Origin of the sequence: Bacillus cereus group sp. MG9, from assembly GCF_040459995.1 — a bacterium.
Classification (GTDB): domain Bacteria; phylum Bacillota; class Bacilli; order Bacillales; family Bacillaceae_G; genus Bacillus_A; species Bacillus_A mycoides.
In genome coordinates, this window is record NZ_JARVHC010000001.1 from 719,054 (window position 1) to 733,529 (window position 14,476).

Sequence of the window (14,476 nt, forward strand, 5' to 3'; positions counted from 1 at the left end):
CAAATTAGTATTTGTCAGCTTTTTTAAGTGTAATTGCATTTCTTGTATGACTAATACGCTCGTAAAATAGTAATTTATCACTACTAAATAAATGTAATAAAACATGAATAATAAATAGCCCGTTAATTACAAATTGGAATAACAGTATAACTAGTAATACTAAAGGCTCTGTATGATTTAAAATAGAGCTACTAGAAAGAATGTAATTGATTCCACCTAAAATGAAATAGAATATACCGTAACGAATGAATAATTCTTTTAGTGTAATACGCTCTGCTTGTCCTTTAATGTAAATACGAAGCAACGCTTTCCCTATTGTTCTTCCATTTGTAAAGTATGGGATGATAATAAAGTAAATTAAGATTGAACATGCGATGAAAAGGAGTTCGTATACATTTGTATAAGATTGGATGTTAGAAATAAATAGTGAGTTTCCTTTGTTTTTAATGAAAGGTACAACGATAGATAAGAAGATCCAATCAATTTGCATAGCGATGAGACGACGAACGAATCCGACTGGTTTCGTTTCCAAATCAATATGACTATCTAATTCGCTTGTTTTTGGCAGGAAGTACGTAAATATTGGTGCAATGATAAAACCGATTACGCCGCCTAGTGTGTTTAAAAACAGATCGTCGATATCGAATAAGCGATATGCACAATTATAAATACCATATAATCCAGTTACTTGTGTTAATTCAAAGAACAGTGAAAGGCAAAAAGAAATGCACACTGTTTGGAAGAAACTACGTCGGAAATAATAACGTAAGTAAATACCGAATGGAACGGTTAATAGAACGTTAAAAGCAACTTGTAAAAATGCAGATTCTTTTAATAACAAGAAATAAGTAGTAGGTTTCGTTAAAATTGCCGATGTATGATTACTAATCTCTTGTATGAAATAAAATGGTGAGAGTTGCATATGTTGTGTATTAGCGGGTTGTAGGCTACAAGTATCATACGTTTGTGGTAACGGCAAAATAACAAGAAAATAGGCATTTAATAAGTAAAGTAATAATGAGTATAAAATAAATGAGCGCCATTTATTTAAATAACCGTATTTTCGATAATTAAATATTAAAAAAGGAATTAATAGAAACATTGCTAAAATAGGAAATAAAATAAAAGCTGTTTTTACTGGAAATAAATATGCAGTCAAAATGAAGCTCCTTTCAATGAAATTTCGTTTACCATTATAGCGCTTAAAAGAATGTAAAACAAAGTTGAAATAGCTCGAAATAGAAAAAATTACAAATTTAAAATAGATTAAGTTATAATAAGTTTAATATAAAGATATTATGATTATACAAGTTGAAAGAGGGTACATGATATGCAATATGAGCTTTTTTCGGTAAGCGGGGATCATATTACAACTTTTGAAAGCACATGGCGTTTTCAAGAGGGGGAACAGATTTTTGTTCATGATGATAATACAAAACGAAATTTTATTATTATTCGCTTAACACATGATTTATTTCAAAAAAATACACATGTTATTCGCTTGTATTGTCAGGAAAAGAAAGTTTATGCATAAGGAAAAACCACTTACTGTATGAGGGCAGTAAGTGGTTTTTTATCCCGCTATTTGTGGGCAGTAAAACTCCCACCTCAAAATTCAGGTGGAGCAAAGAAGTTATGTGGGAGCCCTGCTGCCCATAAAAGCCCGATTGGTGAGGGCTAATAATCAGGGGGGATGAACAAAACCCCCACTGATTAAAGTTTCATTTTATAAGAAAATGATAGTTAGCACACCTACGATAATACAGTAGAAAGAGAAGTATTTTAAATTTCCCTTTGCCATAATGTTCATAAACCATTTTAATGAAATATATGTCATGACAAATGTTGCGATGAAAGCAACAATATAAGGTACAAATAATGTATCTAAATTTGGATCGTTTGCAATGTCTGTAATACTTAACAATAAACCACCTAAGCTAACAGGAATGTATAGTAAGAATGAGAAGCGAAGAGCTGTTTCTTGCTTCATACCAAGTAACATTGCTGCCACGATTGTAGCACCTGATCTGCTTATACCAGGAATTAGTGCACAAGCTTGTGCTAGACCAATAATGATTGCATCTTTCATAGAAAGGTCGCCATCATTTTTACGTCCACGCAAGTTTCGAATAATCCAAAGGCCGATAGCAGTAATAAGAAGGGAAATCCCAACCATTTTAACACCTTTTAAATAGTGGTCGATATAATCTTTAAATAAAACTCCAATTACACCTGCTGGAATGGTTGCAATAACAAGGTAAATAATAAAAAAGAAATCGGATTTTGCATCTTCTGCTCTTGTGAATATATAAGATAGACCATTCTTTGTTAGACGAATTAAGTCATTTCTATAAATAAGTAATACAGCTAATAATGAAGCTGAATTAACAAGTAGCTCAAAGCTAAACCCTTCTATTTTTAGTCCTAGCAAATGCTGTGCTAAAACGAGGTGACCGCTTGAAGAAATCGGAATTGGTTCTGTTAGTCCTTGGAATAGACCAAGAATTAAATATTTTAAAATGTAATAAAATTGTTCCATAACATCCTCCTTGTGTATTAGTCGAAAGAAATAACTTTTCTATTATAACAAAAGAGAGAGCGAATATTGAGAAGAAAATAATATTCGAAATATAATAAAAATCCCCTATGACGTCATAGGGGATTTTTTACATTACTGAAAACCTACTATTTTTTGAATACTTTTTGATAATTGAACATCGACTTTTTCAGCATCATTAATATGATTCATAATAGTAGTATTTAATTTGTGGAACATTTGTTGTGTGTTTGCAAATTCTCGTAATATATCATCGTTACAAGATTTTTGGTTTTCGATAGCTTTAATAACATTTGTAGCGCCACTTTGTAATGTTTGAATCATCATTAAAATATTTTCAATTCTAGCGTTAGTATCAGCGCTCATTTCTACACCTTCATCAACTAAATGTAAATTATCTTTTGTATTTTCATATGCTTTTTCAATTTCTTCTTGAATTTTTTTCGTTAAGTTACCGATGTTTTTTGTACTTTCAGCTGTACTTTCAGCTAGTTTTCTTACTTCATTAGCAACAACAGCAAATCCTTTACCGTGTTCTCCAGCACGTGCAGCTTCAATACTTGCATTCAACGCTAGTAAATTTGTTTGTGCTGCAATGTTTTGAATCACTTCTACAATTTGTTCAATTTCTTTAGAGCGTTCGCTTAAATGATTCATACTATTAGAAGTACGTTGAGATTGTTCACCTAATCTATTAATTACAATGAGTAAGCGATGAACGGATTCTTTTCCTTCATTAGAGCAATCGATAATTTCTTCAATAGATTGAATTAAGTTTTGCTCTTTTTGTAGCATTTCGTTATTTAATTCGTTGGAATGTGTAGTACGCGTAGAAACATTTTCAAAGCATGCGTTCAATTGTTGAATTAAGTTTTGGAGTGTATGATGTTGGCTATTTACAAGTTCGTGCTCTTGCATAACGCTTTTTACACGATTATGGATAGAAGATATAATTTCTTGTTTTTCCACATCTTTTTGTTTTAATTCTGCTTCTAGTTCATGTATATGAGTTTCTAGTTGATCAATTTTATGTTGGAGTGATTTCTTTTGAGTAAACATTTTATTTAATTCAACCGCCTTTAGGATTTTTAATTTCTCTATATTTGGATTTTAGCATCTTTTATAATTTTTAAATATAGGAATTGTTAAATATTTAAGAATCTATTACATTTTGTTCACAATTCTCTTTTTTTGTCATGAAAAATAAACTGTATTTAATGGTTCTGTAAACAAACTGTAAAATAAATCATGTATAACTGTATAAGAAGGGAGTCGGATTATGAACTATTTTAAGCGAATCAGTAGTCTAGTATTAGCAGGAATTATCGTTCTTTCTAGTACAGTCGCTGTAAAAGCAGAGTCAAACGACGAGAAACTTAACAACATGCAACAGCAATTGCAGCAAAACGATGCAGATATGCAGAAGAAAGAGCAAGAGAAGCAAGCTGTTAGTAAAGAAATTCAAGGTATCGAAAATGAACTACATAATTTAAATAATACAATTGCAAAAAATAAAGAGGATCAAGCTGCTATTCAACGTAAAATCGATGAAACACATAAGCAGATTGAACAAAAAAAGAACGAAATTGTCGTTTTAGAAGATAAAGTCCTTGCTCGTAAGGATATTATGAAAAAACGTATGGTTTCTGTTCAAAATAGCTCAAATACGAGTTTAGTAGTAGAAGTTGTTGTAGAATCAAAAAACTTTGCAGATTTCATACAACGTATGAACGCAGTTACGACTATTCTAGAAGCAGATAAAGAAATTTTACGTCTACAAGAACAAGATCTTCGTCAAATTGAAGAAGATAAAAAAGAGATTGATGAAAAAGAAGCATCTTTAGTAGTAGATAAACAAAAATTAGCAAAAGCACAAGCTGATTTGCAAGATAACTTGAAAAAACGTCAAGATAACTTACAAACAGTTCAAGCTAAATATAATCAGGTTGCAAGCCAACTTAATTTAGCAGCGGAAGAGAAAGCAAAAGTTGAAGCAAATATGAAAGCAGTACAAGAAACAATTGCTCGTGAACAAGAAGCAGCAAGAATTGCAGCAGAAGAGCGCGCAAAAGCTGAAGCAGCTGCAAAGGCTGAGCAAGAAGCTTTAGCGAAAGCGCAAGCGGAATTTGCTGAAAAGCAAAAGCAAGAAAAAGCTAATAAACCAGCTGAACCAGTTGCTAATAAACCAGCTGAACCAGTTGCTAATAATAGTTCGAAAGTAGAGCCTGAACAGCCTAAAGTAACTGCTGGCGGAAAAGAAATGTATGTACACGCAACAGCTTATACAGCAGATCCATCTGAAAATGGTTATGCAGCAGGTCAACAAGTATATTCTGCATGGGGACCGGGTGGTAAGCCTTATAACTTAACTGCAAACCCAGGAATGAAATTAATTGCGGTGGATCCATCTGTTATTCCATTAGGATCTACTGTAAATGTTGAAGGCTATGGAATTGCAATTGCAGCAGATACTGGTGGCGCGATTAAAGGTCACAAAATCGATGTTTTAATGCCGGATAAAGCCTCGTCTAGTAATTGGGGCAGAAAAAATGTTAAAGTTACAATTTTAAACTAAAACGTAATCCAACTTTACAAAACGTAAAGTTGGATTTTTTTGTAAAAATAATGTTAAGTTGAGTTTACATTTTGTTAAGGACAGCATACAATGATGGTAAGAGGTGGTAAATTTGACCATTTGCAATAAGGTGAAGGAATTAAGAGCTCGCTTTAATTTTACGCAAAGTGTATTAGCAGAAAAGGTTGGGGTGACGAGACAAACGATCGCTGCAATTGAAAAAGGGGATTACGTTCCTTCATTATTACTAGCATTGACGATTTGTGATGTATTCGAGTTAAAGATGGAAGATGTATTTGTTTTAAATAAGGAGGGGGAAGAGGATGAATAGAATTGGGGTTTCTTATATCTTAAATGTGCTGAGATTTGTGATAGCTTTTTGGGCGTTTATTGAGCTCTATTATGCTTGGATAGAGCTGGCAAATATTATTGAAACTGAGAAATTACCGTTTGAAGTAACAATCAACATGATGCCATTAGGATTGTTAACAATTGTAGCTATTATAACGACGATTTTTTATAAAGTTCAAAAGAAGAAACATAAAGCTCTTTCTTATTGGATGTACCCGTTATTATTTCCACAAGAAGACGAGCGGGAAAAAGCAATTACACAAAAGGCATGCCGGACAACATTTATTTCATTTTGGTATGGAATAGTTATTGCTATTGGATTTTTAACACTTTCTCCTGTAGCTAATTTATATATTCCTGGATATCCATTATATATTTTATTTTTCATGCTTTTTATTCAAATGACAGTCTTTTACGTATCCCTGTACAGAAATAAATTAGTCTAAAAAAAACCTTCTTGCTGATGCAAGAAGGTTTCTTTTTTAGCTTACACTTGTACATATAGCAATATTGTCTTATCATTTTATATAGAGTAAGATTTTGTAACGGAAAGGAATTGTATATGAATAAGCAAAGAATTTATAGTATAGTAGCAATCCTTCTATTTGTTGTAGGTGGTGTATTAATCGGAAAGCCATTTTATGATGGATATAATGCAGAGAAGAAGCAGACAGCGAATGTACAAGCTGTTCAAAAGATGGAATATGAAAAGCATGATACAGAATTTGTAGATGCTTCAAAAATTAATCAACCAGACTTGGCAGAAGTAGCGAGTGCATCGTTAGATAAAAAACAAGTAATCGGTCGTATTTCAATTCCGAGCATCTCATTAGAACTTCCTGTTTTAAAAGCGTCGACTGAAAAGAATTTATTATCAGGTGCGGCAACTGTAAGAGAAAATCAAGTAATGGGACAAGGGAATTATGCACTTGCAGGGCATAATATGTCAAAAAAAGGTGTTTTATTTAGTGATGTATCAACTTTAAAGAAGAACGATAAAATTTATTTGTATAACAATGCAAATGAGTATGAGTATACTGTTACCGGTGTATCTGAAGTGACTCCTGATAAATGGGAAGTTGTAGAGGATCATGGGAAAGATGAGATAACACTTATTACATGTGTATCTGTTAAGGATAATTCTAAGCGTTTTGTTATTACGGGTGATTTAGTAGGAACAAAGGCTAAGAAATAAAGAAAAAAGAAGGTTCACTCTTTAAAGAGTGAACCTTCTTTTTTTATCCAATGTTGAGAAATAAAAGAATATTTTAGTTGGTATTTAAATATTTTTCTATTTTTATATAATAAAGTAATGATTCTAGATTTTGGGAGGAACAAAAGTGAAACAGCAAGTAAAAAGACTTCTTTTAACAACAAGTGTAGCGTTATTGGTAGCGCCAATTTCTGCTTATGCACATCCAGGACGTACAGATGCTAATGGTGGACATACGTGTCGTACAAATTGTGAAAAATGGGGATTGCAGTACGGGGAATATCATTATCACAATAAACCAGCTTCTAGCGGCGGAACAACAAGCCCTGCGCCTAGTCAAAATAATAATGGTGCTGTAGAAGCTGAAAGACAAGCAGAAGCGCAGCGCAATGCTGAGGCTGAAAAACAACGTGCTGCAGAAGCACAGCGTAAAGCAGAGGAAGAGAGACAGCGTGCTGCAGAAGAACAACGCAAAGCTGAAGAAGAGAGACAACGTGTAGCCGAAGAGCAAAGAAAAGCAGAAGAGGCACGTAAGCAAGAGGAAGCCCAGCGTCAAGCTGACATGGAAAAAGGGCAGCTTGAAGGTCAAAAAAGTGGAGAGACAGATTTTAAAGCAGGAAAGAATAATGCAGAAGGACATGTAGCTGGAAAGTCAGACGCATATAAACAAGCATTTACAACTGCGTATGCTGCGGCATGGTCTTTAGAAGAACAGAAAAAAGCACATTTTGAAAAAGGTAAAGAGCAAGGGTTAACACAAGAAGCAATGGACGATAGTCAAATTACTCCTGAGTTTAAGGTGAACTTTGCAGAAGGTTTCCAAGTAGGTAATAAAGAGAGAACCGAAAAGATTGAAAAAGAACAAGCGGAACTTGGTGAAAAGGCTGGTAAAGAATTAGCTGAAAAGAAACCTGGAAATACTGAAAAGGATACATATGTGAAAGTATATGAAACCGCGTATGAAAAGGGATATAAGGCTGCTAAAAAGGCAGCGGAAAAAGCTGGATATACACATGCATTTGAAAACTACGACTTAAAAGTTCCTGCTAAGTATGAAAAGAATGAAACATTAAAGAAATGGTTTACTGAAGGATTTAAATCAAATAAAAAGGCAGCGGAAATTCGAGAAGAAGGATATAAAAAAGGAGACAGCTGGCTTTCGTTCTTCTATAAGAGTTTCGTGCCAAGTGAATATAAAGAACATAAAGGCTTGTATGAACAAGCAATAGAAAAGGGAAAGAAAGCGTAAAAAAAGATGAGGAATTTTCCTCATCTTTTTTTAATCCATCCATTTCACTAATTTCTTAGAAATTGATAATAAAACACAACCTAAAACAATCGCCACAGCGCCAATAACTGTGAATACTTCAGCATATCCAAGTGAAGTTGTGAAGCTTGCAAGCTGTCCGCCTAAAATATTAGCAATACCTGAGCTTGCTAACCATACGCCCATTAATAAAGAGGCTAGTTTTACTGGAGCGAGAGCACTAACCATTGATAGCCCGACAGGTGATAAGAATAGCTCACCTAACGTATGGAAAAGATACGTAAAGACGATAAATAGTAAGTTTGCTTTTTCTGTAATGTTATGTTCGTCACTGCCTGTTTTTAATGTAGCGATAACAAGAACAATATAACCGATACCGAGTAAGATCATACCAAGTCCCATTTTTGTTGGGATTTTCATGTCACCATTTTTTCTAGTTGCCAGTTTCGCCCATAATGCTGAAATAGCTGGTGCAAGTAAAATAATAAATAACGGATTGACCGATTGGAACCAAGATGTTGGAACTTCCCATCCGAACACAGAGCGGTCTACAAATTTGTTTGTATATAATGTTAACGAACTACCAGCTTGTTCAAATCCAGCCCAGAAGAAGACAACAAAGCATGTTAAAATGACGATAACTGTTGTACGTTGTTTTTCTTTTTTTGTTAACGGTGTATTTCCTATTGTTTGTTGTCCAGCATCCGTTTGCAAATCGCGAGTTGGTTTTTTACCGATATCACCAAGGAAGCGATTTGATAGTGTTGTAAATAAAATTTGTCCAATGATCATTCCGATTGAAGCGGCTAAGAAACCGTAACGGAATCCGAAATGAGCAACGCCATCTATTGTTGTTTTGAATAAATTTTCTGATAAAAACCCGCAAACGAGTGGAGCTAAAAATGAACCGACGTTAATACCCATATAGAAAATTGTAAATGCACTATCACGTTTTGGATCATTTTCTTCGTATAATTCTCCAACAAGTGTAGAGATATTCGGTTTGAAGAATCCATTACCGATAATAATAAGCGCTAATCCGAGGTATAGACCGACTTGGTTTTGCAAGGCGAATAGTGTAAGGTTACCGATTGCCATTGTTATACCACCAATTGTGATGGCTTTTCGTTTGCCTAGAAAACGGTCCGTTAAGTATCCACCGATCAATGGTGTGAAATAACAAGCACCAGTATAAAATCCGTAAATAGAGAGTGCCCAAGCGGGACTAAACCCAAGACCACCACTTACTAAAGCTGTTGTTAAATATAATGTTAATAATCCTCGTAATCCATAGTAACTAAATCTTTCCCACATTTCTGTAAAGAAGAGTAAGTATAAACCTGGAGGATGTTTCTTTTTTCTTTGTTGTTCTCTTTCTAGTTGTATCGCTGATTCCATAATATTTTCCTCCTGACACAAGCAAAAAACAAAGTTAATAGTATTGTATGATTAATATTTTACCTTATTAACTATTATAAGTCAATAAAGGTTGATTTTTCAGAAGAAATTTGAAAAGGGAAATAGCTATAGAATGGGTGTTTCTTTTGTGATAGACTATGGACTATGTTTTCTTTGTAAGGAAGCGGATTACCGCATTTTTTTATTTGTGGAATTGATTTCATGTAAGGTGAAATTGAAGAAGGAGAAAGAAATGAAATTGTTACAGAAAAAAGAAATTTTGCTTATTAGTCTTATGTTATTCTCTATGTTCTTTGGGGCCGGAAATCTTATATTTCCACCTTTCCTTGGATATGAAGCAGGAGAACATGTATGGATTGCATTGTTAGGTTTTATTATATCAGCAACGGGGCTTCCTATATTAGGTGTTATCGCTATTGCGAAAGCAGGGAGTTTTCAAACGTTAGCGGGCAGGGTTCATTCTTCATTTGTAATTATTTTTCCATGTATTGTGTACTTATTTATTGGACCAGGTCTTGGTATACCACGTGCAGGAAGTTTAGCTTTTGAAATGGGGCCAGGCCAGTTGTTCCCAGAAGCGGGTAGCGTAGTTTTGTTATTGTACACGGCTATTTTCTTTAGTATTGTTTATTGGTTAAGTTTATCACCGTCTAAATTAATGGGCTTGTTTGGAAAGGTGTTAACGCCTTTATTATTATGTATGATTGCTATTATATTTATAAAAAGTATGTTTACATCAGTAGGCAGTGTGAAAGAGCCTGCAGGAAATTATGGACAAGCTCCTATGTTCCAAGGATTTTTAGATGGATATTTAACGATGGATGCGTTAGCAGCTTTAATATTTGGGATTGTTATTGCAAATGCTCTGCGTGCAAAAGGTGTAGCGGATGATAAAGGTTTAGCGAAATATATGAGTATTGCTGGTATTGGAGCAGGGCTTTTATTATCTATTATTTATGTCATTCTTGGATATGTTGGTTCAATTAGTGGTTCATTGGGTACATTTGATAACGGTGCGAAAGTGTTAGCACAAGTTATGATTACATTATTTGGACAAGGTGGGTTAGTTTTATTAGGTCTTATTTTTACTGTCGCTTGTCTATGCGTTTCCATCGGACTTGTTACGTCTTGTAGTCAATTTTTCACAAGTGTATTTCCGAAAGTATCTTATAAAGTTTGGGCATTTATATTAAGTTTTGTTAGTATGGTTTTAGCTAATTTAGGATTAACGCAAATTTTAAAAGTATCGGTACCGATTCTTGGATTTATTTATCCAGTTGCACTAACGCTTATTATTTTAGGGTTATTCCATAAGTATATTGGAAAGTATGTATACGTATATTCGGTAACGATTGGACTCGTAGCGGTATTTAGTGCGATTGATATTTTAAACAAAAGTGTACTGATGAATAAATGGACACCACTACTAAAAATGCTTCCGTTTTATTCAGAAGGTGTAGGTTGGATTGTTCCGGCATTTGTAGGTGTCTGCCTCGGTGTAATTGTTAGTATTGCTATAAATAAGAATAAATAAGTAAGAGGTGTTTTCCTATTTCGGAAAACACCTTTCTTTTTTTGGAAAAATAGTATTGAAAATGAATAGACTAAGAGTATGATAAAGATAATTGGTAATATATAGGTTTTACATGAATGATGAGGGGGGAGCATATGAAGGAGGATTTGAATAAGAAAATAGAAGCACTCGAAACGGCAATTGAAACGATGCAAGAGGCACTTTATGAATTGAAAGCGAAACAAAGAAAAATAGAAGTAGATAAAGTTCAACAAAATGTTAATAAAGAAAAGAAAGAATATATTGAAGCGGTAAGTAATGAAAAGTTACAAGAAGATGTAGTTAAGACGAGGAAGTCCATGCAAGAGCCAGAGGTGAAACAAGTAGATATATCTGCATTTAAACCAGAACCATTTAATATTATAAAGTTTTGTCAAACGTGGTTACCACGCATATTTGTCGGTATTATGCTACTTGGCGTTATTTGGTTATTCAAAGCAGGGGTAGATGCCGGATTATTGACACCAGCGATACGAGTTGTGTTTGGTATAGTACTATCTGCCGGTTTGTATTACGTAGGAGATATACAAATTAAAAGAGAGCGGCAAGCGTTAGGGTTAGTATTAGCTGGAGGAAGTATTACGGGAATTGTTTTAACAACGTTTGCGGCACATTATTTATATGAGTTTATTCCTGCAAGTATTGCGTTTGTTTGCAACATTATATGGGTTGTTTTAGGGATTTATTTAGCGAAAAGATATAGATCGGAATATCTCGCTATTTTCGTGGCGGTGGGAGCATTTTTTGTTCCTTTCTTGTTAAATAGTACGACTCCTAATACGTATATTTTCTTTAGTTATGAGACGATATTAACAATTAGCCTATTATGGTATGCATTGAGAAACCTTTATAAGTACTTGTATATGATTTCTTATGTTGTTGCGGCAATTGTCCTATTTGTCTTCTTTGTTGTTATGTCAATATTAGTAGAGAATGTGCAAGTACAGTTAACAGTTGTATACGGTGCAATTCATTTACTATTATTTTGGCATATGTTTTCGGAGAGAAGGTTTATACAAGAAGCACGATTGGCGATATTTAGTGCGAATGCAGTTTTCTTTATTTTAGCCATTTCTCAAATTCCTGAATTTACAACGTGGGGATTAGTTATAAGTGCATTTGTGCATGCTGTTATGTTTGTACTTGAATATAGGAAGAATAAACATTCGGTATTTTCAAATCTAATATTTGGCTTTGCAATGGGATCATTTAGTTTAGCGATTTTATACGAGTATAGTTTGGTGAATGCAGCGATCGTATTATTGTTACAAGGTTTCCTCGGTATGGTTACTGCTATTAAAGTAAAGCAAAATATTAAATTGTATGTAAGTGCAACGATTTATGCTATTGGGATGGTGCAGACGATTTTTAGCCCGTTTGATCATTTCATTTCGGCAGGGTTTGTCGCTCATATTATTTTAATAGGAACGTTCTATTATTGCATGATACAAGCAAAAGAAGTGTTAGCGAGTTTAGGTAAATATGTTTATTCTATAGCGCTCTACTCGTTAATGGTTATTGTATTTATTACAATTACTAGGATCGGTGAAGTTCTTTCTACAGATGGAAGTATAATTAGCGTATCTGTATCATTATTATGGATGGTATATGCTTTATTTGCAGTTTGGTTTGGCCGTTATAGACAGATGAACGAAATATTATATGCTGGATTAGTCGTATTAGTAGTAACAGTAGGGAAGTTATTCCTTCTCGACCTACCAGAGGTGTCGATGATGATTAGAGCGGTGTTATTCTTAATCGTAGGTAGTATAGGTATCGTTATTTCAAGAATGTTTTTCTCAAAAGAAGAGAAGTGAGAAGAAGGCAATCCCTTTACGGATTGCCTTTTCTTTTACTTTACTTCTTACCAATCGTTACAGCCTCATTATATTTAGCTGTTGTGTTTTGTCTTAGACGAAGTGTTGCCTGTCCAGTTGTATTTGGATCAAGTTGTACGTTCACAATTTTTTCAGCAGATCCTTGGTTATTTGTTATGAAAGAGAATGTACTGCTATATCCGAAAGAAGACGGCCAAGTGCCATTTGTATTTTGAACTTTTGCCACCTGTGTTCCGCCAGTTGTGAAGATACCTAAAGAATAATTATTGTATGTTGTATTTGGTAATAAGTTATTTACTTGAATCTTCATTTGGAACACTTCATTGTTTGGTAGAATGCTAGGGTGAGTAATTACGTAATCACTCGTTGTCACTGTGCCGTTATAGCCGTATGAACCTGGTTTGAAAGTATTGGTATTGAACCACTGGTAACCTTGACTTGGTGCGCTCCAAGGTTCTGGTTGTGGTTCTGTTGATAAGCTTGGTTGTTCAAATGTTTGTAGAGCTGTAGGTGCATCAAGCTGTAAACCACTCACTTGATCTAAGCTTGTAAATGTTTCTTGCTTCGCTAACCAATTCACGATGTTTTCTAATAGAACAGCATCGTTTTCTTCTTTATAACCATCATAAGTTTTCTTTGATTGACCTGAATCTTCGCGAACATATTTTGGCGTAGCATCTTCAACAGGAGAGGAATCACCAATAAAGGCTGCTTTTCCAAGGCCAACTTTCGAAATAGCAGCATAAGGCCCCTCTGCAACGCCACCACCGTTATAAACGCCGCTATCAACAGCGTTATTCCATTTTGATGGATTTTCTGGAAGATATACAAGGCCTTTCGCTAGTTTTGGATTTGTAATCGCAAGAGTAGAGCCGGCATGCATCGCTACAGATGAAACGCCAGTTGTAATTCCGAATGATTGCGCAGGTGAGACAATGTTTTTAGCTGAAACATCACCAAGTGCATTGTAACGGAAGCGAATACCGAAATTATTGGATAGCCAATCAGAGCTTTCTACTCCTTGCATAGCTTGTGAAGTTGTTTCTTCATTAGACATTCCCTTTGCTGGATTATCCCATGCCCCGCGTCTATATCCATTGAACACTTCTGAGGAGTCCCAGCGGTTTTTATTACGATCTGCATTATAATGATCGGCAATGAAGAAAATGCTGCCGCCATTTTTCACGTATTGTAACATTGCGTCTTGTTCAGATTTTTTGTAAGGAATATTTGCCTCTGGAACGATAAACACGTTGTAATTTTTTAAGTCGTCGTATGTAATAGGTGTTGATTTACGAAGTTCTTTTACATGATATCCGTTCTGGGCAATGCCGTTTCCGAAATCAGAAAAACCGCCATCAATAACCCAATCAGCTGTCCCGGCAGTTTGACCGTGCGTATTATCAAATAATACTTTCTTCCCATTGTTTTGATTTACAACCTTTGCAGCAATTTCAGGAGCTGGGTCTACAGAGCTTTCGGCATAAGTAGACGGTATGAACGAACTCCCCATACTAAGTGTAATTGCTGTTGCTAAAGAAAATGTAATCCATTTTTTATTCTTCATAGAAGAATCCCCCTAATAATAAATATATGTGCTTTAATAATGTAATTTATTTTTCTGAAAAAATAAAGACAGAAAACGTAAAAAATATTAAAAAATTGTAAAAATAAAGTGAATTT

General features: G+C 34.4%; 12 protein-coding genes and 1 pseudogene. 8 read left to right on the top strand and 5 right to left on the bottom strand.

What is annotated here, in order from left to right; translation table 11 throughout:
* Positions 1-4: 4 nt before the first annotated feature.
* Positions 5-1,159, bottom strand: a complete 1,155-nt coding sequence (locus tag QCI77_RS03540) for a VanZ family protein (RefSeq protein WP_012260320.1) — start codon at positions 1,157-1,159, stop codon at positions 5-7.
* A gap of 171 nt (positions 1,160-1,330) precedes the next feature.
* Here QCI77_RS03540 and QCI77_RS03545 point away from each other — a divergent pair, with 171 nt between their 5' ends.
* Positions 1,331-1,534: a hypothetical protein gene (locus tag QCI77_RS03545; RefSeq protein ID WP_002010557.1), complete on the top strand. Its 204-nt coding sequence runs from the start codon at positions 1,331-1,333 to the stop codon at positions 1,532-1,534.
* Positions 1,535-1,726: 192 nt separating this feature from the next.
* On the opposite strand, the gene QCI77_RS03550 is transcribed toward QCI77_RS03545, so the two are convergent.
* Together QCI77_RS03550 and QCI77_RS30890 are read right to left on the bottom strand one after the other, a co-directional pair.
* Complete coding sequence (locus QCI77_RS03550; protein WP_002010553.1) at positions 1,727-2,539, bottom strand: undecaprenyl-diphosphate phosphatase; 813 nt, start codon at positions 2,537-2,539, stop codon at positions 1,727-1,729.
* A gap of 132 nt (positions 2,540-2,671) precedes the next feature.
* Positions 2,672-3,175: pseudogene (locus QCI77_RS30890) on the bottom strand (methyl-accepting chemotaxis protein); the annotation flags it as partial.
* Positions 3,176-3,836: 661 nt separating this feature from the next.
* Here QCI77_RS30890 and QCI77_RS03560 point away from each other — a divergent pair.
* The 5 genes from QCI77_RS03560 to QCI77_RS03580 all read left to right on the top strand — a co-directional run bounded on the left by QCI77_RS03560 (position 3,837) and on the right by QCI77_RS03580 (position 7,945).
* The gene (locus QCI77_RS03560) at positions 3,837-5,132 is read left to right on the top strand and encodes a 3D domain-containing protein (protein WP_002029782.1); all 1,296 of its coding nucleotides are present in this window, start codon (positions 3,837-3,839) and stop codon (positions 5,130-5,132) included.
* Positions 5,133-5,235: 103 nt separating this feature from the next.
* Positions 5,236-5,463: a helix-turn-helix transcriptional regulator gene (locus QCI77_RS03565; RefSeq protein WP_078185072.1), complete on the top strand. Its 228-nt coding sequence runs from the start codon at positions 5,236-5,238 to the stop codon at positions 5,461-5,463.
* Entirely contained in the window at positions 5,456-5,929 is a 474-nt protein-coding gene (locus QCI77_RS03570) for a DUF2178 domain-containing protein (protein WP_002134421.1), read from the top strand. The genes QCI77_RS03565 and QCI77_RS03570 overlap by 8 nt, the downstream gene beginning before the upstream one ends.
* Before the next feature lie 116 nt (positions 5,930-6,045).
* A complete protein-coding gene (locus QCI77_RS03575; protein WP_353824513.1) occupies positions 6,046-6,678 on the top strand; it encodes a class A sortase in 633 nt (210 codons plus the stop codon).
* Positions 6,679-6,823: 145 nt separating this feature from the next.
* The gene (locus QCI77_RS03580) at positions 6,824-7,945 is read left to right on the top strand and encodes a YHYH domain-containing protein (RefSeq protein WP_113770294.1); all 1,122 of its coding nucleotides are present in this window, start codon (positions 6,824-6,826) and stop codon (positions 7,943-7,945) included.
* 30 nt (positions 7,946-7,975) lie between these two features.
* On the opposite strand, the gene QCI77_RS03585 is transcribed toward QCI77_RS03580, so the two are convergent.
* A complete protein-coding gene (locus QCI77_RS03585; RefSeq protein ID WP_002029777.1) occupies positions 7,976-9,361 on the bottom strand; it encodes a peptide MFS transporter in 1,386 nt (461 codons plus the stop codon).
* Between the two features lie 253 nt (positions 9,362-9,614).
* Between QCI77_RS03585 and brnQ1 the strand changes: the two genes are divergently transcribed.
* Together brnQ1 and QCI77_RS03595 are read left to right on the top strand one after the other, a co-directional pair.
* A complete protein-coding gene (gene brnQ1, locus QCI77_RS03590) occupies positions 9,615-10,916 on the top strand; it encodes a branched-chain amino acid transport system II carrier protein BrnQ1 (RefSeq protein ID WP_483298973.1) in 1,302 nt (433 codons plus the stop codon).
* 134 nt (positions 10,917-11,050) lie between these two features.
* Complete coding sequence (locus QCI77_RS03595) at positions 11,051-12,772, top strand: DUF2339 domain-containing protein (protein WP_353824515.1); 1,722 nt, start codon at positions 11,051-11,053, stop codon at positions 12,770-12,772.
* A gap of 40 nt (positions 12,773-12,812) precedes the next feature.
* On the opposite strand, the gene QCI77_RS03600 is transcribed toward QCI77_RS03595, so the two are convergent.
* Positions 12,813-14,360: a DNA-binding protein gene (locus QCI77_RS03600; protein WP_353824516.1), complete on the bottom strand. Its 1,548-nt coding sequence runs from the start codon at positions 14,358-14,360 to the stop codon at positions 12,813-12,815.
* Positions 14,361-14,476: the final 116 nt, after the last annotated feature.